Source organism: Segeticoccus rhizosphaerae (assembly GCF_005222685.1).
Taxonomy (GTDB): Bacteria; Actinomycetota; Actinomycetes; order Actinomycetales; family Dermatophilaceae; genus Segeticoccus; species Segeticoccus rhizosphaerae.
On record NZ_SWMA01000106.1, the window covers coordinates 1 to 733 of the forward strand.

Sequence of the window (733 nt, forward strand, 5' to 3'; positions counted from 1 at the left end):
TCGGTGTCGGTGTCGGGAGGGGTCTCGGGGGGCCGGTCGGCCCAGGTGTCGTCGACGGCGAACAGCTCGATCACCTCGGCCCACTCCGCGTCGGTGGCGCCGCCGTCCTCCCAGGGGCCCGGCTCCCAGACGTCCTCGGACCCGCCACCGCGGGTGGTCTCGGGGCCGCTGTCGGCGTGCCGGCGGTGGGCCAGCGCGTCGATCGCGGCCCAGCACGTCGCGGCGTCGGCGGCGGGCAGGGTGACCGCCCACTCGGTCATCCCCGGCAGGTCGGAGGCCCACTGCCGCACCCCCCGCTCCAGCCGTGTCTTGGCGGCCTTGTTCCGCAGCCCGTCCGGATCCACCCGCAGCAGGGCCCGGCGGACCCGGGCCCGGGCCGCCCGCGGCGGGTCCCCGCACACCTCGGGGAAGATCAGCTCCTCCACCGCCGCGCAGGCCTGTGGTGCGGTGTCGCGCAGCTCCTCGGCGATCACGCCGGCCCGCCACAGGTCCAGCCGCCCGGCGGCCATCGCCGCCAGCGTGCCCGGCAGCTTACGGGCCAGGACGGCGGCGACCTCGATCCGCCGGTCCGCCGACCCCGGCGACAGGCCCAGCAGCGGGCCGACCTCGGTGCCGGCGAACTCCTCGGTGTGCCCGACCCCGAAGTCTCGCTCCACCCACGCCCCCGACCCGGCGTCGCGGACCCGGCCGCGCGCGGCGAACTGCGCGATCCGCACCACCTGCACCGCCGCCA

General features: G+C 78.0%; 1 protein-coding gene. It reads right to left on the reverse strand.

The genetic code is table 11. The features are described from left to right. The coding region (locus FCN22_RS21505) for a DUF222 domain-containing protein (protein WP_137123604.1) at positions 1-733 on the reverse strand (733 nt) is incomplete at both ends.